This is a genomic window from Nocardia brevicatena NBRC 12119 (assembly GCF_000308495.1).
Taxonomy (GTDB): domain Bacteria; phylum Actinomycetota; class Actinomycetes; order Mycobacteriales; family Mycobacteriaceae; genus Nocardia; species Nocardia brevicatena.
This window is the reverse complement of the sequence record NZ_BAFU01000019.1, coordinates 94,410-116,368: the sequence shown is the minus strand read 5'-3', so window position 1 is coordinate 116,368 and position 21,959 is coordinate 94,410. Positions and strand designations below refer to the sequence as shown.

Below are 21,959 nucleotides of genomic sequence, written 5' to 3'. Positions count from 1 at the left end.
ATACACCGTTGGAATCGGTGAAGAACCGTTCCAGCGCTGCCCAACGTGGTCACGGTCGGTTGGGATCATTTCCCCGTACGCCGAGGGTGAGCCGGTGCCGGAGGCTTCAACCACACCCGCCCGATAGCCACCGCCGCCGTGACCGAGTTGAATCCTTCCCGGTGACGGATATGGTGGCGCACCTGCTCCTCGGTGATGCCGTCCGGCTGCATTTGCTCCCGGAGACACTGTACGAAGTCGGCCGCGAGCAAGCTCACCAGTTCGCCATAGGAATACGGCATCGCCTGCGCGTCGGGTGCGACCCGGTAGCCCTTGTCGCGCGCATTGCGCAGGGCGTCCTCGACACAGCAGTCGATGGCCCAGACATATGTGTCCATCTGCTGAGCGAGCCGAGCGGGCATCGGCCGTCGCGGTCTACGGCCGTCGTAGTGCCATACCCACACATCCAGCAGCCGCAGCGCGAAGATCATCATCGCGTCGGCGGGGCGAATGCGGGCGTTAAACACGTCGAAGAATGCCCGGGTATCCGGCAGACGCAACTCGGCTTCGAGTGCCGCGGTCGGAACGGGCGTCTCGACATGACGCTCGGTAGTCATCGCATTCCCCTGTTCGGGTTCGCGGCGCCGCCCGCCATGGTGAGCAACGCCGAGCCGATCCCCCGGGCCGAGACGCAACGACCGATCGCAGCGACCACCGCTGTCCCCGATGGCCGAAAGGTATCGAGGGGTCGCTCGACCCAATACCGCACCGTAGGAGGGCGATCAGCGGGAGAGGGCAGGGCAATCACGCTCCCGGTCCGGTATACCGCCACGCCGGCCCCGTACAGCCGAGCAAACAATTCCGCCGAGTCCGGCAGATCGGGTCGAACCAAAAACGTCCATGTCCGTGAACGCGGATAGCCCACGATCGGCCCGGACGCGCAGCGGTGACGGCCGAGCTCGTCACGGACACGCTGCCCGAGATGTGCGGGCATCCCCAGACCCCATACGCTTCCGGCCCGAACCGAGATACTGCCCGTCCCCGGATCGACACCGGCGGCGAGCCCGCCAACACGGCGGTAGTACGCGCACCGCGTCGCCGGTGTGTCCTCGAAAGCGCCACCCCTCATAACGTTTCCCCTCATCTCTCACGGATTCGACCGATGCGCCGGGCTCACAGCGGCGGGAAGCGGGACTATGACTACAGCCACCCCGCCACTTTCGGGCGCAGCCACAGCTCACCAGCTCCGGACCTGTCACATACAGGACACGTGAATATCCAAATCAACTCATCGAAAGTCGCACGGTGACATGCGCATCTGCGATAGATATGGATTCAGATCGCTCGCACGTCCGGATCCAGATCCCTGAGGAGATCCCTTGTCCGAGAACGAGTCACCTACACTGCTGCGCCGCCAACTGGGCAGATTTCTGCGCGAGGCCCGCGAAGGCCAGGGCTTGACGATCGCCACCGCCGCGAAGGAAGTGCAGCTCAGCTTCAACGGATTACAGCGCCTGGAAACCGGCCGTGCCGTGAAGCCTCGAAGACAGGACGTGCGGGAACTGTGCATGTTGTACGAGGTGGACGCGGAACGAACCGAACAGGCCATCGGGCTGGCGACTCGTGCCGCGTCGGCCAGGGACGAAGACGGGGTGACGCCGCTCGGCGGGCTGTTCTCCGACGCGTTCAACATGTACATCGGGATGGAACGATCGGCTCGGCGGCTGGTGACGTACGCGGTACAAGTTCCTGGCCTGCTCCAAACCGCCGATTACGCTCGTGCCCTGATCAGTACTTTTCTATACAAGGGGACTACTGAGGACATCGAACAACGAGTGACAGTGCGCCGCAGCAGGCAAGTAGTCGTCACCCGCAAGACCAGACCGCTCGAGCTACAAGTACTTCTCGACGAATCTGCCTTGCACCGCATGGTCGGCGGACCGAAGGTGATGGCAGCACAGCTTCGCCACCTTGCGGATATGAGCACTAAACCGAATATCACCCTGCAAATACACCCGTACACGGCCGGCTACACACGCGGCATCTTGCACGGTTCGTTCGTGATCCTGGATTTCGGTGATGACAACAAAGGCAACCCGATCGAACCGCCTGTCGTATACCTCGATGGCGGTATGAGCAGCGACCTCTACCTGGAGAAACCCGAACTGGTAGAGCGTTACACTGAGATGGCCGACGCCATCCGCCAAACGGCGTTGGACGACAGGATGACGCGAGACCTGCTTCGCCGGGTAGCAAGGAGTTATGACGGTGACCGATGACCCGTCCATGGCACGCTGGTTTAAGAGCAGCTATAGCGAGTCGAACGGCCAGTGTGTCGAGGTTGCCCACTTCGCCGACGGCATGGTCGGCGTCCGCGACTCGAAGAACCCCACCGGCCCGGCTCTGATCTTCACCCCTGCCGAATGGGACGCCTTCCTGGCGGTCACCACAACCAAGTCGCATCACTGACGACAGCGCAACGAGCCCGGCGTCAGCAAGCGGCCCAGCCGAACCGGGCGAAAGAGATTTCGCCCACCACGACGTGCTCGAGTCGCAGAAACCCGTCGCGGTGCAGATTGTGCAGGCGGTATTCCGCGGCGTGCGCGTCGAGCCGGAATTCGCGCACTTCTTCGATATCGAATTTCGTATCCAGGAGGACGACCAGGTACAGCGGAATGCCTGCGCGAGCATATTGCACCTTCTTGTCCAGAAGGTCCTCGGCAGCTGTGGACGGCGAGGACACTTCCACCACAACCAACGCGTCACCGACCTCGGGCTTGGCGCCGCGCTCGGGCAGGCACCGGTAGACGACGACATCCGGACGGCGGAAGGTGAACTTCGGAATCCGCCAGAGCACGACGTCGATGTCGGTCTCCATGCGTACGCATTCCTCGGTACTCGGTAGCTGCTCCATAGCTCCGGCGAGTCTGCGCGCGACCCGATTGTGCTCGGGCACCGGAGACTCACAGACGATCACATGTCCGTGCACGACCTCGATCTCACGTGCGATATCGGCGGGTAACAGCCGGTATTGCTCTTCGGTCATCTGATGCGGTAGGTGGCCGGACAGATCGGTCGTCATATCGACAAGCTTAAGCATTCCGTACCCCGGCCAAGGTCTACAAATCGCACTTCCCTCGAGCGCATCAAAGGTGGTGGAACTGTCTCCGCCTACGCACGACAGGGACCCGAGCCAGTGGCTCGGGTCTCTGTTTCGGTATTGATCGGGCGGCGCGTGGCCGCGTCAGCTCACCAGGAGCTCTTGTGCACGCCGGGCAGCTCGCCCTTGTGCGCCATATCGCGCAGGCACACGCGGCACAGCCCGAACTTGCGGTACACCGCGTGCGGCCGCCCGCAACGCTGGCATCGGGTGTAGGCGCGAACCGCGAACTTCGGCTTCCGGTTGGCCTTGTTGACCAGAGCTTTCTTCGCCATGGCTCAGTTCTCCTTGAACGGGAAGCCGAGGTGCTTCAGCAGGGCACGGCCTTCTTCATTGTTGGTCGCGGTGGTGACGACAGTGATGTCCATACCGCGCGGGCGGTCGATCTTGTCCACGTCGATCTCGTGGAACATCGACTGCTCGTTCAGACCGAAGGTGTAGTTGCCGTTGCCGTCGAACTGCTTCGGCGACAGACCGCGGAAGTCGCGGATACGCGGCAGGGCGATGGACACCAGCCGGTCCAGGAACTCCCACATGCGGTCACCGCGCAGGGTGACCTTGGCGCCGATCGGCATGCCCTCGCGCAGTTTGAACTGGGCGATGGACTTGGTCGCCTTGCGGATCTGCGGCTTCTGGCCGGTGATCAGGGCCAGGTCCTCGACCGCGCCGTTGATCAGCTTGGCGTCGCGGGCGGCGTCGCCGACACCCATGTTCACGACGACCTTGACCACGCCCGGGATCTGCATGACGTTGGCGTATTCGAACTCGGCGTTGAGCGCGTCGCGGATCTCCTCGCGGTAGCGCACCTTCAGCCGGGGCTGGATCTTCTCGGTGGTGGTCATATCAGATGTCCTTCCCGTTGCGACGGGAGATCCGAACCCGCTTGCCGGTCTCCTCGTCGGTCCGGTAGCCGATGCGGGTCGGCTTGCCGTCGGAGTCGACGACCATCACGTTGGACACGTGGATGGGGGCTTCCTGGGTCACGATGCCGCCGGAAGAGGCGCCGCGCAGGTTGGCCGAGTTCGCGACGTGCTTCTTGATCCGGTTCACGCCCTCGACGAGGACCCGGTTTTCCTTAGGGAAGGCCTGGATGACCTTGCCCTTGGCACCCTTGTCCTTGCCTGAGATGACGAGCACGGTGTCGCCCTTGTGCACCTTCATGTCAGAGCACCTCCGGGGCCAGCGAAACGATCTTCATGAACTTCTTGTCGCGCAGCTCGCGGCCGACCGGGCCGAAGATGCGGGTGCCGCGCGGGTCGTTGTCCGCCTTGATGAGCACGGCGGCGTTCTCGTCGAAACGGATGTAGGAACCATCCGGACGGCGCCGTTCCTTGGTGGTACGCACCACGACGGCCTTGACGACGTCACCCCGTTTGACGTTGCCGCCGGGGATGGCGTCCTTGACAGTGGCGACGATCACGTCGCCGATACCGGCATAGCGGCGCGACGAGCCACCGAGCACCCGGATGCAGAGGATTTCCTTCGCACCCGTGTTGTCGGCGACGCGCAGTCGCGACTCCTGCTGAATCACTTCAGCCTCCTCGACCTGGACGTAAAAGCACGCCGGATTGCCGACCCGACGGGCATGGTCTGTTGCCGTCCGAACGCGCGCCTGCCAGCGGTTTCGTTCGATCGGATGGATCAACCACTGGGGGTTCGCGGCCGAATCGCGGGTACAGCTCCCGCAGGCAACCGGTCCAGTGTAAGCGAACGCCCTGGTCGGAAGGAAATCGGGGGGACAGGGTCCGTGCGGCGGGCCGTCCTCCCAGTATTGACCGGACGCCGGCCCCTCGCACCGGTAGCCTCGGGCGAGCTGGTTCACCGAGAACACGGGTGTGGGAAGAAGCCACATCGGGAGAGGAAATCCTGTGTCGTCGTCGGGTCGTCCCTTCGTATTGGACCGCCGCGCGTTCCTGGTCGCGCTGGGCGTGGTGCCCGCGGCCGCGGTGCTCGTCTCCTGCGCCGAGGAGAAGAAGAAGCCGCTGACCAAGGTCGATATGAGCGGCTCCGACCCGGTGGTGCGGCCGCAGGACGACCTCTACCGGCATGTCAACGGGAAGTGGCTGCGGGAGTACCAACTGCCGCCGGACAAGGTCTCCTTCGGTGCGTTCTCCGAGGCGAACGAGCGCGTGCAGCAGCAGCTGCGCGAGATCATCGAATCCATCTCCGATCCGGAGCCGGGTTCGGAGGCGCAGCAGATCCGCGATCTGTACGACGCCCGGATGGACCTGGACGAGATCGAACGGCTGGGTCTGACACCGCTGGAGGGGATGTTCGCCGAGATCGATGCGGCGAAGACCAAGCCCGAACTGGCCGCGGTGATGGGCCGGCTGCCGCTGTCCGGGCTGATCGGGTTCGGGGTCGGGATCGACCGCAAGAACTCCTCCGCCTACATCGCCTCCATGGGTCAGTCCGGTATCGGTCTGGGCGAGCAGTACTACCGCGAACCCCAGTACGCCGAACAGTTGGCGGGTTATCAGACCTTCACCGAGCGGCTCGTCAAGGCCGCGGGACTGCCGGACCCGGTAGGGATCGCACAGCGCCAGTTGGCCCTGGAGAAGCGGATCGCCGCCGCGCACTGGGACGATGTGCGCAATCGCGATACCGACGCCACCTACAACCGGCTCACCTGGGACCAGACCAAGGCATTGGCGCCGCAGTTCGACTGGGAGCCCTGGCTGTCGGCGATCACCGACCGGCCCAAGGAACTGTTCGCCGAGATCGTGGTCAACCAGCCCTCGTTCATCACCGAGGCCGGGAAGATCTGGGCCGAAACCGACATCGCCGTCTGGCGCGTTTTCCTGAGGCTGGAACTGCTGCGGCAGTACGCCAAATATCTGCCGAAGGAATTCTCCGACGCCAATTTCGACTTCAACGGCCGGCTCATGGCGGGTCAGCAGGAACGTCCCGAGCTGTGGAAGTCGGCGGTCGGGACGGTGGATTCGAACCTGGGCGAACAGCTCGGAAAACTGTATGTGGACAAGCATTTCCCGCCCGAGGCCAAGGACCGCGCCCTGGAGATGGTGGCCGACCTGATGGCGGCCTACCGGGACAACTTCACCACTTCGCCGTGGATGACCGAGCCGACCCGGCGGGCATCGATCGAGAAACTGGACAAGATCGATGCCAAGATCGGCTACCCGGACAAGTGGGTGGACTACTCCACGTTGAAAATCACCCGCGGCAAGCTCATCGAATCCCTGCGTGCCGTCAACGATTTCGAAGTGAAGCGTTCATTCGACCGACTCGGCACCCCGGTGGACAAATCCGAATGGGCCATGTCACCGCAGACGGTGAACGCCTACTATTCGGCCACCACCAACCAGATCGTCTTCCCCGCGGCCTTCCTGCAGCCCCCGTTCTTCGACAAGGACGCCGAACCGGCGGTGAACTACGGCGGTGTCGGCGCCATCATCGGCCACGAGATCGGGCACGGGTTCGACGACCAGGGCTCCAAATACGACGGCGACGGCAACCGCCGCGACTGGTGGGCCCCCGAGGACAGGACCGCTTTCGAGGCCAAGGCGAAACAGTTGGTCGACCAGTACAACAAGCTCGTTCCCGAGGGTCTGGGCCCCGACCGGCATGTGAACGGCGAACTCACCGTCGGGGAGAACCTGGCGGATGTGCGCGGCCTGCAGATCGCCCTGGCCGCGTTCCGGATCGCCGAACAGCGCAACGGTATCGACAATCCCGACTACCGGAGCATGTTCCTGTCGTGGGCTCGGACCTGGCGCAGTAAGCAGACCCCGGAGGTCACCGAGCAGCTGCTCGCCTCCGATACCCATTCCCCCGACGAGTTCCGATGCAACCAGGTGGTCCGCAATATCGAGGAGTTCTACCGGACGTTCGGGGTGGTGGAGACCGACGAACTGTTCCTGCCGCCGGAGCAGCGGGTCGCCCTCTGACGAGCGGATTCCGTAGCCGGGCGCTATGACGGGAGCCCCGGAAAGCCCCGGCGCGGGCCGCGGGCATCGTGCGCACCCCCTATTGCCCCTGAGTTAGCCAAGCCTGCCCTATGCTGAGACGGGCTCTTGGCGCCCTTCCGAGGAGATTCCTCGGCGAAGGAGGAAGTAACGATGCAGGCGATACGGAGACCCCGCAGTGGGATGCGGGCGGTGATCACCGCGCTCGCCGGAGTGCTGGCCCTGGGACTGGCCGGATGCGGCTCCACGGACGACGTGGCCGGCGGTGACGCGGGAATCACCATCCCCCACGCGCACGGCGAAACCGTCGTCGAAGGCACCCCGACGAAGATCATCGCCCTGGGCAATCAGTGGCTGGATACCGTCCAAGTTCTGGGCGTGACCCCGATCGCCTATATCGACAATGTGGCAACCCTGGCCCGTACCACTCCGCCGTGGGAGCCGAAATCGCTGGAATCGGCGAAAGCGCTGGAGACCGGCGGCAACGTCGCCGAACAGGTGGCGGCGCTGGAACCCGATCTGATCCTGGCCGATGCGTTCATCGCCGACCGGCAGACCTACAACCAGCTTTCCAAGATCGCGCCCACCCTGCCCGCGTTGACCGATGACGCCGTCACCCCGTGGCAGGACCAGGTGACCGCGCTGGGGCGTGTGCTGAACAAACAGGCCGAGGCCGACAAGGTGATCGCCGAGGTGAACGCCAAGATCGACGGTATCGCACGGGCCAACCCGGGTTTGCGTGAAAAGACCTTCGTCAGCAGTTGGCTCGCCGGACCCACTCAACTCATGGTGCTCAACGACCCCGAGGACGGGTCCGGGCAGGTCTTCACCCGCTTGGGGATGGATATCCCGGAGAACATCAAGGCCCTGCCGTCCAATGGCGGCCGAGCCGGCCTGTCCCCGGAACGGGTCGACGAGCTCACGGCCGACCTGCTGATCGCCGGATACTCGACCGGTATGGACGAGCGGTACCGGCAACTGCCGGGCTATGCGGACCTGCCCTCGGTGCGCAAAAACGCCGTGGTCTTCTTCGACAATGTCGAGATAAGCGCCGTGAACCAACCGACAGCGCTCTCCCTGCCCCACATTCTCGACAAACTCGAGCCGGCCCTGGTCAACGCCGCGAAATAGCCGTCCAAGTCGATCCCACCGCGGAGGTCTCGCTTGTCCACCGCCACCCGTCACCAACGGCTCCGGTATGCACTGCGTCCCGGCGTCACCTGTCTCACCGTGCCCAACGGCGCGGTGTTGTTGAACCCCCCACACAGCAGAAGACTCACCGGCCTGAGCGCGACTCGGCTCACGGCGCTGAAAATCCTCAACCGCGGCCCGTCGACACTGGACGAACTGGCCGGCGACCCGGCTGTCGTCGAATTGATGGGCGAACTGACCGCGGACGGATGGCTGGCGGTCACGGTCCTCGACGGTGACCATGAGCTGTACACCGTCACCCCGTTCTCGACACCGCCCGCCCCGCCCACAGGTTCCGCGCCGTCGCCGGGAGCGCTGTCGAAATTCGCCGTCCTGCATCGAGAAGCCGGTGGTTTCGTACTCGAACATCCGCTGTCGTGGTGTGATATCCACATCCACGACCCACGAGTGCTGGCCTTACTGGGCGGGCAGGAACCGAACGAGACGACGCTGCCCGACGATCTGGTCGCCCGCCTCGCGGCCGATCTGCACCGCGGCGGTTTCACTGTCATCGCCGACGAGGATCAGCGGTTCGCCACCCGTAGCTGGAATACCGCCGATCTGTGGTTCCACCGCCGCAGCACGCTCGGCGACCGGGTCGTGAACTGGGAACATTTCGGCCCCACGAAATGGGCGAAATCGCGGTTCCCGCAACCGCCGGCCCGCAAACCCGCCTATCCCGGCGAGCCGGTCGCCCTGCACACCCCCGACCTGGCGGCATTGCGTCACGGCGATCGCTCCTTCACCGCGGTGCTGGAAGATCGAGTGTCCACCCGGGCTTTCGACGACGCGCATCCGATCACCGCCGAACAGCTGGGTGAGCTGCTGTACCGCACCGCACGCACTCGCGAGACCCGCTCCCCCGCGCCGGGCGAGGAGCTGGTGTCACGTCCCTATCCCTCGGGCGGGAGCGTGTACGAGCTCGAGCTGTATCCGGTGGTGCGCAATATCGCGGGCCTGGCACCGGGTATGTACCACTACGATTCGTTCGACCATGTGCTGCGCCCGGTGGCGGACGCGGAATCGGTGGCGGTGCGGAAATTGATCAAGTCCACCTCGGCCACCTTGACGGAGGGCGCGGAACCGCAGGTGCTGATCATCATGGCGGCGCGGTCCGGCCGTGTCATGTGGACCTACGAGCGGGTCGCCTATGCGGTCATCCTGAAACACGTCGGGGTGCTGATGCAGACGATGTATCTCACCGCGACGGCGATGGGTCTGGGCGCATGCGCACAGGGATTCGGCGATACCGCTGCCTTCGTCGCGGCCGCGAACGTGCACGAGCTCGAGGAATGCAGCGTGGGCAGCATCATTATCGGTTCGCCCACACGCTGACCACAGCGCAGGCATCGTCGGAACGGACACCACATCGCATTACTCGGCGGGCTCATCGGCCTACCGCCGCGCGGCGGTATCCGCGAACGGCGAGAGCACCGAATACGGCGATCAGCCCCACCGACCAGGCAACGGTCTGCAGCAGCGGGGCCGCGATGGGGCCGCCCAGCAGGAAACCGCGCATGGCCTCGACAGCGCAGCTCATCGGCTGCCCCCGCACGATCGGCTGCAACCAACCGGGATAGTTGTCCACGGCAACGAAGCCGGAGTTGAAGAACATACCCACCAGCACCACGATCGCGAACACCTGCACGACCTGAGCGCCCGACCGGCTCACCCCGACCGCCACGACCAAGGGGGTGAAACCGGCTATCACGATAACCGGGACCATCAGGACACCGAACAGCCCGAACAGTCCGTTCTCGAACCGTAGACCGAGCACCACACCCACGATGACCACCAGTGCGGTGGCAACCAACGCCCGAACGCATTCGGCCAGCAGCCGACCCGACAACCCGGCGAACCGATGCACCGGCAACACCCAGAAACGCCGCAGCAGCCCGCTTTCCCGTTCGGCGAACAGCGATTGACCGGTCCCCATCGCCCCGTACATGGTGCCCGCGATGGCGATCATCGGGACGAAACCGTAGATGGGTTCGGTTTCGCCGAGCATGCCCAAGGTCCCGTCCAGAACCAACTGGAACATCAACAGCAGCAGAACCGGCATCACCAGCGTTGTGGTCACCACCTCCTGCTGTCTGATCCAGCGCCGCAACAACCTCTCGGTCTCCACGAGTACCTGATCGAGAAGCGCGGTCACCGTCGTTTCCTTTCCACCCGCACCGCCGCGACCGCGCCCAGCGTCAGCAGCCCCACGGTCCAAACCACGGCGACCGCCACATCGCTCGGGAACCGTCCATCGGCCAACCCGCGCAATGCGTCCGTTATCCGGGAGACCGGCTGATAACGGACGAACGGCCGAACCCACTCCGGGAACCCTTCGACGGGAACGAAACCCGTCGACATCATGAGCAGCAGCAACTGCGGCACCAAGAGCACGGTCGCACCCAGTTCGGGATTGCCGGTCGCGGTGCCCAAAGCGTCCGCGCAGAGCACCGCGGCCGCGCCGAAAACCAGGACCAGCACAACGAACACCAGCGCGGGCAGCACCCCGTGGAAGCGAAATCCGAAACCCGCGCCGACCGCCAGCGCCGCGGCCAACGCCACCACCGCACGCACCATATTCGCCGAAATACGGGCAGTGGGCGGCACCCACGGGCGCACCGGCATGGCACGCAGCCGAGTCCCCATGCCCCCGGCCACTTCCCGGGCGGCCCGGTCACCGGCGAACATGGCGGTGAAAAACATGGCGTACACCACGATCAGCGGCAGCAGATACTGCGCGTAGTCGATGCCGACGGCCGCCATGGACTTACGCAACGGAACATAGGCGCAGACGAAGAACGCCACCGGAGCGACGAAGGCGAGCACCAGATCGCCCTCGCGCAGAGCGGCGCGAATGCCGCGCTCACTCAACGCGGTCCACTGCGACCGGGCGGGTATCACCATCTCGGAGGCGTCGGCGACGGTGTTCACACGCCGACCTTGTCGTCGGCCGCGGGCCGGGTGAGCCGGATGAACACCTCATCCAGCGACGGCCGACGCAGTGCGATATCGATCAGGGCGATATCGGCGGCGGTGATCCGTGCCAAAGCCTCGGACAGGGTGACCGCGCCGTCGGGAGCCGGGAGCGAAACCCGGTCCGCCGATTCGGCCACGGCGCATTCGCCGAGCCCGGACAGCGCGGCCACCACCGCGGGTACATCCCCGGCGTCCGCCGGAACCACCTCGCAGAAACTCGGCCCGGACCGCGCCTTGAGCTCGCCGGCGGTGCCTTCGGCGATGATCGTGCCCTTGTCGACGACGATGATGGAATCGCTGAGCACGTCGACCTCCTCCAGGTACTGGGTGGTCAGCAAGATCGTGACGCCCTCCCGTTTGAGCTCCCGCACCAGGGACCAGAGGTTCTGTCGACTCACCGGATCCAGACCGGCGGTGGGCTCGTCCAGGAACACCACCTTCGGAAGCCTCACCAGGCCGCAGGCGATGTCTATACGACGACGCATACCACCGGAGTACTGGCCGACGCGCCGGTCCGCGGCATCGGTGAGCGCGAACCGTTCGAGCAGTTCCTCGGCGCGCTGCCGGGCCTGCCGCCGGCGCAACCCCATCAGCCGGGCGAACAACACCAGGTTCTCCCGCCCGGTGAGCATATCGTCCAGGGCCGCGTACTGACCGGTGAGCATGATGGACGAACGCACTCGCGCGGCATCGCGCACCACGTCGTAACCGGCGACCAGCGCCCGGCCGGCGTCGGGTCGAATCAGGGTGGACAGCACCGACACCAGGGTGGTCTTCCCCGCCCCGTTGGGTCCGAGAACACCGAGCACCTGTCCGGCCGGAACCCGGAAATCGATACCGCGTAGCGCACGAACCTCACCGAATCCTTTCTCGACGGATTCGACGACGATCCCGTCCTCGGCCGTGGACGGTTTCGTCGCACTGCGCAGCCGGCTATCTGTCCGCGGTCCGGTCACCTGACTTCTCCTCCGCTCGTATCGTCTTCGGTGCGGGTATCGCCGCGACCGCGGTACTCGAGCGCCGCGGCCAACGCTGTGACAGCGCGCCGCCACAGCGCGGCCAGGCGCTCGGCATCGGACTCGGTGAACAGCGCCTTGTTCCATCTCCAGTTGGTGTGCAGCAGCGGCCCGTCCGGCGTACTGCCGATACCGGCGATGACATCCAGCGCGTACCGCAGCGGCAGATCCGGTTCCGGATCGAGCGGCAGGGCCGTATCGAGACCGCCGGCGAGTATCGACCAGGGCCTGTCCTCATGGCCGCCGAGATCCATCCGGCCCAGGTAGTTGAACTCGACCTGCGGTTCGGGCGCATCAACGAGGCCGGGACTGCGGTCGACGTACCGGAGCAGCCCGTAGTCCAGCCCGCCGTTCGGGACGGCCGACAGGTGGGCGGCGACCGAATCGGCCAGGGCGGTCGCCGCCGCCGGATCCGCTTCGGCACAAGCGATACTCACCGTGTCCGGGCCGGCGCCCAAGCGCACCGGGAACACACTGGTGAACCAGCCGAGGGTGTGCGTGGTGTCGGTGCCGAACAGCTCGTCCGCGCGGCCGTGCCCCTCCAGGGCAATGAGCGCACCGACGGCGGGGTCCTGTCCGCGTTCGACACGCCAACTCGCCAATGTCATGGTCAGCGCGGCCAACAGGAACTCGCGAACACCCTCGTCCCTGGTGAGGGCGGCGAGAATACGTTCGGTGACGGCGACGTCGACCGATGCCGCGGTGACCCGCAACCCGGACCAGTCGTCCACCAGGGGATCCGGGAACCGGCGACCGACAGCGGGATCGGGTCCCGCCAGCTGCGCGGCCCAGTAGTCACGCTGGGCCAATACCTCCGGTTCCACGGCCCGCTCGGTCATCCGCCGCGACCACTGCCGGTAGGAGGTGAATTCCAGAACCGGTTCGACCGGAACGCCCGCCTCGACCGACGCCCAGATCTCGCCGAGACCGGCCAAGAGGATATGCCAGGACACGACATCGACCGCCAAATGATGGATGGCGAGCAGGAGAGTATCGCCGCCGATATCGGTGAGCCGGACCGCGCGCACCATATCGCCGGTGCGCGGATCTATCTCGTCCACGGCGGTACGCGCGGCGTCCCGCACGACCATGGCCGGGTCGGCGACCGGATCGGACCTCCAACGCAGCAGGACGTCGGCGGCGCGGACCGTGCCCGGCTCCCGGGTGACGAGCCGGGGCCCGTCTGGGGTATCGGCGAGGCGGGAGCGCAGAGTGTCGTAACCGTCGAGCATCGCCTGCAGGACGGTCTCGAGCCGGTCATCGGTGATCCCGCTCGGCAACCGCAGCAGCGTGGTCTGGGTGAATCGACGGTACCGGCCGTACTCGTACATCCACGAGACGATGGGCAACGGCGGCACTTCGCCGTAGTCCGGGCCGTTCCGGACGTCGCCGGATGGGGTGGCGGCCGCCGCGTCCACCGCGGCGGCCGCGTCCACCGCGGCGGCCAGTTCGCGGATCGTGGGGGCGGCCATGACCATCCGCGGATTCACCATCAGCCCGCGCCGCCGGGCCCTGCCGACCAGGGAGATCGCCACGATACTGTCCACACCGAGTTCGAAGAAGTCGTCGTCGATCCCCGGAGTGCGACCGTCGAACAGTTCGGCGAACACCTCGCTCAACACCTGTTCGCTCGCCGTGCGCACGCCGGCGGTGTCGGCCGAAATCGACCGCGACATCGTCTGTTCGGCCAGTCGATCCAGTTCGTGACCGTCGAGTTTGCCGTTGGCGTTCACCGGCAACCGGTCGAGCACGATGATCCGCGCCGGAATCATGTAGGCGGGAAGCCGGTCGGTGAGCGCCACCCGCAGCTGCGCCGGATCCGCCGCGCGTCCGTCCCGGGGGACGACGAATCCGACCAGACTCGCCCCGCCCGCCCGGCGCACCACGGTGACCGCCGCGGTGTCCACATCGGACAACCGGCGCAGCGCCGTCTCGATCTCGCCCACCTCGATCCGGTAGCCGCGTACCTTGACCTGGGCGTCGGCCCGGCCGAGATAGGCGAAACCGCCGTGGTCGAGCCGCCGCACCAAATCGCCGGTGCGATACATGCGCTGCGCGGGGCGGAACGGATCGGCGACGAAGCGCTCGGCGGTGGTGGCCGGACGGCCGATATACCCGCGTGCCACCTGCGGACCGGACAGGTACAGCTCGCCGACAACGCCCCGCGGCACCGGCCGCAGCGCGGAATCGAGAACATACCCGGAGGTTCCGGCGGTGGGTCGGCCGATGGTGGGTTCCGCGGTGTCCGCGACGGCGGCGACCACGGCCTCGACGGTCGTCTCGGTCGGCCCGTAACAGTTGTAGACCGCGGTTTCGGGCAGTGTCCGCAGCCGAGACCACAGCGCCGTATCGATCGCCTCACCACCCAGGGCGAGGACCGCCGGGGCGTGATCGAGCAACCCGGCCGCGGCCAACTGCGCGAACATCGAGGGCGTGGTATCGAGCATATCGATACCGTGCTGAGCCATCCCCTTGACGAGCCGGTGTGCGTCCCGCATCTCCTCGGCGTCGAACAGGTGGATCTGCTGGCCGGCCAGCAACCCCACCATCGGCTGCCAGGAGGCGTCGAAACTCAGCGACCAGGCGTGCGCGATCCGCAGCGGTCGGCCGAGCCGAGCCTGCGCGGGACGGTAGACGCGGTCACGATGATCGGCGAAATAGGCCGCCACCGCCGAGTTGGTACCCACGACACCCTTCGGCTCGCCGGTGGAGCCGGAAGTGAAGATCAGATATGCCCGGTGCGCCGGATGCCGGTGCACCGGGGGGATCCCGGCGGAGCGGCGGGCGATACGTTCCGCGCGATCCGGGTCGTCGAGGACGAGCACCGGCCCGGCGTAGTCGACCGGTAGATCGCGGTGTTCACCGGTGGTCACCAGCAGCGCGGGGCGCGCCTGACGCAGAATCGAGGCGATCCGCGCCGCGGGCAGCGTGACATCCACCGGAACATAGGCCCCGCCCGCCGCCAGCACGGCGAGCAGGCCGACGATGGACCCGGTCGAACGGGGAAGTGCCAGCGCCACCACGGATTCCGGGCCGATACCGTATTCGCCGAATTCGGCGGCCAGGCGAGCGGCGGCATCGCGTAACCGCCGGTAAGTGTACCGTTCGCCGTCGCCGGCGGTCAGCGCGACCGCGTCCGGGGTGCGCGCGACCTGCTGCTCGAACAGTTCCCAGATGGTGGCGCTCGCGCCGACGATCGGCGCCCGCGCCGCGGCGGCCGTCGCGGCGCGTTCGGTCGTGGTCAGGGCATCCAGCGCGTCGGGACCGGCATCCGCGATATCGGGCAGTTGCCGCAGTATCGACAGCAGCCGTTCGCCGGTTTCGGCCGCCGGCAGATACGGCAGCGCCTCCGGAATCGACTCGAGCAGAACCACCAGTTCGTCGTCACCGAGATGCGCCACGACGGTCAGTGGATAGTGGGCCGGCGATTCCATCCCGACCGGACGGAACCGGACCCCGTCCGCGCCGACCGTGTCCTGGACAGCGTCACCGATCGGCGCGTTCTCGAAGACGAACAGCGTGTCGAACAGGTTCGGATGCTCGGTTGTCCGCTGTATCGTGGACAGGCTCAGGTAGCCGATATCTCGCATGGCCGCCGCCGCCGACTGCATTCGCCGGCACTGGTCCACCACGCTCACCGCCCGGTCAACCCGATGCGCGATCGGAACGGTGTTGATGAACAGTCCGACCATCTGCTCCACCCCCGCCAGGTTCTCGGGCCGGCCGGAGATCGTGGTCCCGAAAACGACATCGCGACGGTCGGCGAGCCGGCCGAGCAGCACCGTCCACGCGAACTGGACCACGCTGGCGAGGGTGAGCCCATGGCCGCGAGCCCACCGCTGAAGCCGGTCCAGATCCGCGCCCGGCAACGACAGCCCGGTTTTCTCGGGAACCCTGCCGCGCGGCACCGCGCCGTCGGCGAGGAGCAGCGGACCGCTGAGCTTCCCGAGGTACTCGGTCCAGCCACGGATGGCCGCGGCCGTGTCCTGGGCGGCGAGCCACCCGATGTAGTCCCGGTACGGTCGCGGTCGCGGCAGATTCGCCGGCGAACCCCCGGCCTGGTATATGGCGAGCAGTTCGGTGAAGAACACCGCCATCGCCCAACCGTCCATCAGGATGTGGTGGGCGGTGAGGACGAGTCGCCGCCGCTCCTCTCCGCCGGGAACGGTCAGCAGGAGGAACCGCATGGCGGGCCCGTGGCTCAGATCGAACGGCCGGCGGCGCTGCGACTCGGCGATGGCGTCGAACCGGGCCGGTTCGGCCTCCCGCTCCGACCACGGCAGCTCCGCCCGGGTCGGCACGATCTGCACGGGTTTCGGCACATCGGTATCCCAGAACGACACTCGCAGATTCGGGTGCCGGTCCAACATGGCCTGGGCGGCGGTGCGCAGCAGCGAGACATTCAGCGGCCCGTCGATATCCACGACGAACTGCATGGTGTACGGGTCGACACCGGTCCCGGTGAGCTTCGCCAGGGAGAACAGCCCCTCCTGCAGAGGGCTCAGTGCCAGCACATCCTCGATTTCCGGCCGGCCGCTCATGCGCGTGCCTGCCAGGACGCGGTGAGTGCGGCCAGCGCGTCGGAGTCCAGTCCGGATGCCGTCATCGGCGCGTGCTCGACCTGCCGAGCCTCCGGGTCCGATGCCGGTTCGGCCGCCGCCGCGTCGACCGCGGCGGCCAGTTCGGCGATGGTCAGGCGCTCGAACACCATCTGCGGTGTCAACGGCAGCCCGAGCTCGGCCGCGCGTGCCGACCATTGGATGGAGATCACACTGTCGCCACCCAAGGCGAAGAACCCGTCCTCGCCGGTCACACCGTCGATCTCGAGCAACTCTTCCAGCAACCGGATCAGGGTGCGCTCGGTCTCGCCGCTCGTTCCGGCCGCGGCAGCCGCCGAGACCGCGGCGGCCACCGGTTCGGGAACCGCGAGCAGCCGCTCGAGCTCCGCGGCCGGCAGCAGTTCCAACTCGGAGACAGGAGTGTCCGCCGATGCGGGAAACATATGCAGCGCGGCGGAGAGCGCATCGGCCATCGATCGCACGGTCCGCGGTTCGTACAGGTCGGCATTGGCCACGACCCGCACTTCCATACTGCCGTCGGCGGCCACGTTCATGCTCAGGTTCAGATCCAGGAAGGAGATATCGAATATCGCCGGCAGCACCGTCACGGTTGTCGAACCGTTATCGGTCAGCGCGACCGGCGCCGGGGCCCAGTCCCGGCCACGGAAGTGCAGCATGGTCTGGAACAGCGGGTTCCGGGACCGCGAACGCGGTGGGTTCACCGCCTCGACCAACCGTTCGATGGGCAGTTCCTGGTGGGCGTAGGCGTCGATGACGACATCCCGACCACGGTTCACCACTTCCCGCAGGGTCGGGTTGCCGGACAGGTCGTTGCGCAGGACGGCCATATTCGCGAACAGGCCGATCATCGGATGGGTGGCCGCCTCGGTGCGGCAGGCGACGGGAGTGCCGATCGCGATATCGGTACCGCCGCCCAATATGTGCAAGACGGTGGCGACAATCGACTGGTACAACGCGAACTCGCTGGTATTGCACTGCGCGGCCAACCGTTCCAATGCGTCGTGCTGCCGCGCCGACACCGTGAACGTCACCACTTCGCTGTCCTTACCCAGGACAGGGGGCCGCCGGCGGTCGTGTGCCACCGTGATCTCCTCGGGCAATCCCGCCAACGTCGATCGCCGGTATTCGACCTCCACGCGACCGTAATCGCTCGGCCGCCCGTCCGGTCCGACGTCGAACAGCTCCCGCTGCCACAACGCGAAATCCGGATATTGGACGGACAAGCCCGGTCGCGCCGGGGCCGTGCCGGCGACCCGGGCACGGTAGGCGGTGATGAGGTCGTCGAGAAACACCGAGAACGACGCATGGTCGGCGACGATATGGTGCACCAGCACCGACAGCACATACTCCCGCTCGCCGAGCACCAGCAGCCGGGGACGGATCAGCGGTTCGCCGACGAGCGCGAAACGATAGGAGGCGATACCGGCCAATTCCGCGTCCAGGCGGTCGGCGGTGATCTCGGTGACCGGAAGGTCCACGGTCAGTTCGGGGCGCACCAGTTGGTAGGGGACCCCGCCCCGTTCCGGGAAGGTGGTGCGCAGAGCCTCGTGCCGGGCGATCACATCATTGATCGCCGCCGCCAGGTACGCGATCTCGAGTTCCCCCTCGATCCGCAGGGCGAAAGGCAGATTCCCGGCGACGCCCGGACCGTCCATCCGATGCTGGAACCACATGGCCAACTGCGAATACGACAGCGGCGGATACTCGGGACGGGTCCGCGTCGACAGCGGCGGACGTGCCGCGCCCGTCACACGCGTCGGGTCCGCCGGTGCGGCGCAGACCGCCGTGTCCCCGATGGCCGGGTCGGCGCCGGAGGACGCGACCGTGTCGGCCGTGTCGGCGTCCTCCGGCGTGTCGAGGTCGTCGTCCATCGTGTCCAGGTCGATCCCGAACTCGTCCCGGAAACGGTCCACCAGTAGCGCGGCCAGCCCGGCCGGGGTGGGGGTGTCGAATACCGCCCGGATGTCGAGTTCGAGCCCGAACCCGATGCGGATCTGCGCGACGAGCCGGGCAGCCAACAGCGAGTGCCCACCGAGCGTGAAGAACGAATCGTCGGCGCCGACCCGCTCGGTGGCGAACAGTTGCGCGAAGATCTCGCACAACCGCCGCTCGGTGGCGGTGGCCGGTTCCCGGAAAGCGAGTCCGGCCGCCGGGGTGGGTGTGGGCAGCGCCTGCTTGTGGAGTTTGCCGTTGACGGTCAACGGAATCTCGTCGATGACCATGAACGCGCTGGGCACCATGTATTCCGGCAGGCCGGCCGCTACCCGGGCCCGCACATCGTCGAGGTCCACCTCGTCGACGGACAGGCCGTTCGCGGGCACCACATAAGCCACCGGCATGGTGCCGACGGTCGGATCCTCGACCACGATCACCACGCAGCGACCGACCGACGGATGTTCGGCGACAGCGGCTTCGATCTCCCCGAGTTCGATTCGGAACCCGCGTATCTTCACCTGTTCATCGGCCCGGCCGACGAATTCCAGGGCGCCGTCGAGGTTCCACCGCACCAGGTCGCCGGAGCGGTACAGCCGGGCGCCCGGAGTGAACGGGTCGGCAACGAACCGCTCGGCCGTCAGGCCCGGCCGAGCGAGGTATCCGCGCGCCAACTGCGCACCACCCAGGTAGATTTCGCCGACCACACCGGGCGGCACCAACTGCAGCGCCTCGTCCAACACATAGACATACACATTGCTGTTGGGCATACCGATCGGCACCGTGCCAGGCCCCTGCGGCCCGTCCACCGCCATACTGGTGGCGCAGACAACCGCCTCGGTGGGGCCGTAGTGGTTGCCCAGTTCGGCATCGAAAACGGCGGCGAACCTATCGGCGACCTCACCGGGCAGTGCCTCGCCTCCCACCGGAATACGCTTCAGCGAGCGCCATTCGCTCACCTCCGGCAGCAGCAGGAATGTGCTGAGCATCGACGGCACCATATGCAGCACCGTCACTCCGTGCCGGGCGATCAGTTCCGCGACATAGGCGATATCGCGGAACGCCTCCGGCTTCGGAACGATCAGCCGGGCACCGGCCGAGAGGGTGATGAAGATATCGAACAGCGAGGCGTCGAAGCTCACCGAAGAGGACTGCAGCAGCCGCTCCCGATCCGTCATCCCCCAGTCCGCGGCGAACAGACGCACATGCTCGGCGATGGCGGCATGGGGAACCGGCACCCCCTTCGGTTTGCCGGTGGAGCCGGAGGTGTAGATGACATAGGCGAGGTGACCGGGAAGCAACGACCGCACCCGATCTGTATCCGTGGGGTCCGTCTCCGGCAGCGCGGCGGCTTCGGCCTCCGCGACAGCGAGTCCGGCCGGGTCGAGCAGCAGCGCCGGAGCGGCGTCCATCATCAGGTAGTCGATCCGGTCCTGGGGATAGGCCGGATCGATCGGCAGATAGGCCCCGCCGGCCTTGAGCACGGCGATCACCGCGACGATGAATTCCACCGAAATGGGAAACCTCAGGGCGACGAGGTCTTCGGCGCCGATCCCGCGGCCGATCAGCCAGTGCGCCAACCGATTCGCCCGCCGGTTCAGTTCGCCATAGGACAACTCGGTGTCGTCGGCCAGCAGCGCAAGCGCGTCCGGACTCGCGGCGACCTGCTCTTCCAACAGGTCGACCAGGGTGGTCGGCGGGATATCGACCAGCTTGCCGTGGGAGCGTTCCAGCACGGCGGCCCGCTCGGCGTCACCGAGCATGTCCAGATCGGCCAGGCGGCGGTCCGGGAAGGTCAACGCGCTGTCCAGCAGCCGCACATAGTGCGTGAGCAGTTGCCGCACCAGCGGTTCGGCCGGCGCATCCACCCGATATTCGGCCTCCACCAGCGCCGCGCCCGCCTTGTCCAGGACGATCGCCAAGGAGAGCGGCACCTGGGTATCCGATGTCCCCAGGTCGAGCTGCTCGGCGGTGACCCGCGGCAGTCGGAAACCGTTGGAATCCCGGCGCACACTGAAGCCGAGCCGGACCAACTGCTCCATTCCGTCCCGACCGGCGACCCGGTCCGGATTCACGGCGCCGATGACACGCTCGATCCCGACTTCCTGATGGGCGAATCCGTCCACGCAGGTCTGTTTCGTCGCGTCCACCACAGTGGTGAAGGTGTCGTCGCCGTCGACGGTTTCCCGCAGCAGCAGGGTATTGCCGAAATAGCCGATGAGATGCCGGCCTGCCGTGCCGCGCCGCACGGTGACCGGAACCGATACCAGGAAATCCGCTGCCCCGGTGTAGCGGCGAACCAACGCGGCGAAACCGGCGAGCAGCACCATGAACGGGGTCGCGCCCCGATCGCGGGCGAACGCCCCGACACGCTCGACCGATTCCGGCGACAGAACCCCGGTGCTCCGGCCGGCCGGCCTGTTCGCCGTGACGTCGGTCTCCCCGCCGGGCAGATCCAGCGGTTCGGGCAGCGGGCGCAGGGCTTCGCGCCAGTAGTCGAGTTCCTGATCCCCCGCCTCCGGTGGCGCGTCGAGCACCTCCACCTCGACGAACTGCGACACAGGCGCATCGAGCGCGCTCGCGTCGGCGTAGGCGGCGTTCAACTCGGTGAAGAAGACTCCCCAGGAATCGTCATCCCAGCAGATATGGTGCAGCACCAGCATCAGCACCCACTCGCGGATACCGGTGCGCACCAGGGTGGCCCGCATCGGCAGTTCGGTCGCCAGGTCGAACGGACGGGCGAATTCCCGCCGGGCCAGCACCTCCACCCGGCGTTCGCGGCTGTCCGCGGGCAGCTCGGTCAGATCGTGTGTCTGCCATACGAGGCCGGGGTCGTCGGCGAACACCTGATACGGCTCACCGTCGGCATCGACGCCGTAAGTGGTGCGCAAGATGGCGTGCCTGCCCACGACGACATCGAACGCGGTGTGTAATCGCTCGGGGTCGAGTTCACCGGTCAACCGATAGGCGACGCACAGGTTGAGGGAGGTGTTCTCGGGGTCGCGGGTCTGCAGGAACCACATTCGCCGTTGACCGGCCGACAGCGGATACCGTTCTCCCGCCGTCACACGCGGCCCGGTGAACGCCGGCTCGGGCGCGCTCAGACCGCTTTCCCGCATCCGGCGGCGCAGCAGTTCCCTGCGACGGTCGGCGACGGACACGCCGGAGCTTCTGGTGGGATCGGTGTCTGACATATATC

At 66.6% G+C, this 21,959-nt stretch carries 16 protein-coding genes; 5 read left to right on the top strand and 11 right to left on the bottom strand.

The features are described 5' to 3' along the window. Positions 1-65 precede the first annotated feature (65 nt). The gene (locus tag ON20_RS04135) at positions 66-596 is read right to left on the bottom strand and encodes a hypothetical protein (protein WP_040833564.1); all 531 of its coding nucleotides are present in this window, start codon (positions 594-596) and stop codon (positions 66-68) included. Between the two features lie 762 nt (positions 597-1,358). Here ON20_RS04135 and ON20_RS04130 point away from each other — a divergent pair. Next, positions 1,359-2,258 carry a helix-turn-helix domain-containing protein gene (locus ON20_RS04130; protein ID WP_040833563.1) on the top strand — a complete coding sequence of 300 codons (900 nt, stop codon included), beginning with the start codon at positions 1,359-1,361 and terminating at the stop codon, positions 2,256-2,258. Continuing rightward, positions 2,242-2,448, top strand: coding sequence for a DUF397 domain-containing protein (locus ON20_RS04125; RefSeq protein WP_040833562.1), 207 nt, complete (start codon positions 2,242-2,244; stop codon positions 2,446-2,448). Before ON20_RS04130 ends, ON20_RS04125 begins: the two co-directional genes overlap by 17 nt. Before the next feature lie 22 nt (positions 2,449-2,470). Here ON20_RS04125 and ON20_RS04120 read toward each other — a convergent pair whose 3' ends face one another. The 5 genes from ON20_RS04120 to rplN all read right to left on the bottom strand — a co-directional run bounded on the left by ON20_RS04120 (position 2,471) and on the right by rplN (position 4,670). Then, positions 2,471-3,061, bottom strand: a complete 591-nt coding sequence (locus ON20_RS04120) for a Uma2 family endonuclease (protein WP_051161587.1) — start codon at positions 3,059-3,061, stop codon at positions 2,471-2,473. Positions 3,062-3,228: 167 nt separating this feature from the next. Further along, positions 3,229-3,414 carry a type Z 30S ribosomal protein S14 gene (locus ON20_RS04115; RefSeq protein WP_011207308.1) on the bottom strand — a complete coding sequence of 62 codons (186 nt, stop codon included), beginning with the start codon at positions 3,412-3,414 and terminating at the stop codon, positions 3,229-3,231. A 3-nt stretch (positions 3,415-3,417) separates the two neighbouring features. Next, entirely contained in the window at positions 3,418-3,981 is a 564-nt protein-coding gene (rplE, locus tag ON20_RS04110) for a 50S ribosomal protein L5 (RefSeq protein WP_040833561.1), read from the bottom strand. 1 nt (position 3,982) lies between these two features. Next, positions 3,983-4,300, bottom strand: coding sequence for a 50S ribosomal protein L24 (gene rplX / locus ON20_RS04105; protein WP_040833560.1), 318 nt, complete (start codon positions 4,298-4,300; stop codon positions 3,983-3,985). Between the two features lies 1 nt (position 4,301). Continuing rightward, a complete protein-coding gene (rplN, locus tag ON20_RS04100; protein ID WP_014349098.1) occupies positions 4,302-4,670 on the bottom strand; it encodes a 50S ribosomal protein L14 in 369 nt (122 codons plus the stop codon). Positions 4,671-5,007: 337 nt separating this feature from the next. Here rplN and ON20_RS04095 point away from each other — a divergent pair, with 337 nt between their 5' ends. The 3 genes from ON20_RS04095 (at position 5,008) to ON20_RS04085 (ending at position 9,591) form a co-directional block, all read left to right on the top strand. Further along, positions 5,008-7,047: a M13 family metallopeptidase gene (locus ON20_RS04095; RefSeq protein WP_040833559.1), complete on the top strand. Its 2,040-nt coding sequence runs from the start codon at positions 5,008-5,010 to the stop codon at positions 7,045-7,047. A gap of 171 nt (positions 7,048-7,218) precedes the next feature. Beyond that, positions 7,219-8,196 (top strand): ABC transporter substrate-binding protein, encoded by a 978-nt coding sequence (locus tag ON20_RS04090; RefSeq protein ID WP_051161585.1) that lies wholly within the window; start codon positions 7,219-7,221, stop codon positions 8,194-8,196. A gap of 33 nt (positions 8,197-8,229) precedes the next feature. Next, the gene (locus ON20_RS04085) at positions 8,230-9,591 is read left to right on the top strand and encodes a SagB family peptide dehydrogenase (RefSeq protein WP_245547026.1); all 1,362 of its coding nucleotides are present in this window, start codon (positions 8,230-8,232) and stop codon (positions 9,589-9,591) included. 52 nt (positions 9,592-9,643) lie between these two features. Here ON20_RS04085 and ON20_RS04080 read toward each other — a convergent pair whose 3' ends face one another. The 5 genes from ON20_RS04080 to ON20_RS04060 are packed head-to-tail and all read right to left on the bottom strand — an operon-like array spanning position 9,644 to position 21,954. Next, on the bottom strand, positions 9,644-10,411 hold the full coding sequence (locus ON20_RS04080) for an ABC transporter permease (RefSeq protein ID WP_040833557.1): 768 nt from the start codon (positions 10,409-10,411) through the stop codon (positions 9,644-9,646). Next, positions 10,408-11,187 (bottom strand): ABC transporter permease, encoded by a 780-nt coding sequence (locus ON20_RS04075; RefSeq protein ID WP_245547024.1) that lies wholly within the window; start codon positions 11,185-11,187, stop codon positions 10,408-10,410. Before ON20_RS04075 ends, ON20_RS04080 begins: the two co-directional genes overlap by 4 nt. After that, positions 11,184-12,188 (bottom strand): ATP-binding cassette domain-containing protein, encoded by a 1,005-nt coding sequence (locus ON20_RS04070; RefSeq protein ID WP_438803375.1) that lies wholly within the window; start codon positions 12,186-12,188, stop codon positions 11,184-11,186. Before ON20_RS04070 ends, ON20_RS04075 begins: the two co-directional genes overlap by 4 nt. Continuing rightward, the gene (locus ON20_RS04065) at positions 12,185-16,804 is read right to left on the bottom strand and encodes a non-ribosomal peptide synthetase (protein WP_438803376.1); all 4,620 of its coding nucleotides are present in this window, start codon (positions 16,802-16,804) and stop codon (positions 12,185-12,187) included. The genes ON20_RS04070 and ON20_RS04065 overlap by 4 nt, the downstream gene beginning before the upstream one ends. Continuing rightward, positions 16,786-21,954 carry a non-ribosomal peptide synthetase gene (locus ON20_RS04060; RefSeq protein WP_040833556.1) on the bottom strand — a complete coding sequence of 1,723 codons (5,169 nt, stop codon included), beginning with the start codon at positions 21,952-21,954 and terminating at the stop codon, positions 16,786-16,788. The genes ON20_RS04065 and ON20_RS04060 overlap by 19 nt, the downstream gene beginning before the upstream one ends. Positions 21,955-21,959 lie beyond the last annotated feature (5 nt).

Bases quoted from the DNA above. Each gene is read 5' to 3' on its own strand.
- ON20_RS04135 (WP_040833564.1), bottom strand. From the start codon at position 596: ATGACTACCGAGCGTCATGTCGAGACGCCCGTTCCGACCGCGGCACTC.
- ON20_RS04125 (WP_040833562.1), top strand. From the start codon at position 2,242: ATGACGGTGACCGATGACCCGTCCATGGCACGCTGGTTTAAGAGCAGC.
- ON20_RS04120 (WP_051161587.1), bottom strand. From the start codon at position 3,061: ATGACGACCGATCTGTCCGGCCACCTACCGCATCAGATGACCGAAGAG.
- ON20_RS04115 (WP_011207308.1), bottom strand. From the start codon at position 3,414: ATGGCGAAGAAAGCTCTGGTCAACAAGGCCAACCGGAAGCCGAAGTTC.
- rplE (WP_040833561.1), bottom strand. From the start codon at position 3,981: ATGACCACCACCGAGAAGATCCAGCCCCGGCTGAAGGTGCGCTACCGC.
- rplX (WP_040833560.1), bottom strand. From the start codon at position 4,300: ATGAAGGTGCACAAGGGCGACACCGTGCTCGTCATCTCAGGCAAGGAC.
- ON20_RS04090 (WP_051161585.1), top strand. From the start codon at position 7,219: ATGCAGGCGATACGGAGACCCCGCAGTGGGATGCGGGCGGTGATCACC.
- ON20_RS04060 (WP_040833556.1), bottom strand. From the start codon at position 21,954: ATGTCAGACACCGATCCCACCAGAAGCTCCGGCGTGTCCGTCGCCGAC.